The 248-nt window shown below is 74.2% G+C and carries 1 pseudogene; it reads right to left on the bottom strand.

Annotated elements, in window-relative coordinates:
• Positions 1-248 (bottom strand): annotated as a pseudogene (locus ABZ857_RS42455) (hypothetical protein); the annotation flags it as partial.

The raw sequence follows: 248 nt of genomic DNA, 5'->3' as shown, positions 1-248 counted from the left end.
GCGGCGCTTCCCGTGTCGCGGGGGTCGCAGTCGCCAGTGTCGCGGGGGTCGTGAGGGGCGCTGGCACCGCTGTCCTCGCTGGCACCGGTGTCCTCGGTATCGCTGGGGTCCTCGATGTCGCAGGAGTCGGCGGCGCTTCCCGTGTCGCGGGGGTCGCAGTCGCCAGTGTCGCGGGGGTCGTGAGGGGCGCTGGCACCGCTGTCCTCGCTGGCACCGGTGTCCTCGGCGTCGCCGGGGTCCTCGATGTC

It is taken from the genome of Microbispora sp. NPDC046933, assembly GCF_040644635.1.
GTDB lineage: Bacteria > Actinomycetota > Actinomycetes > Streptosporangiales > Streptosporangiaceae > Microbispora.
The sequence above is the reverse complement of the archived record's forward strand: the minus strand, read 5'-3'. Positions and strand labels throughout refer to the sequence as shown.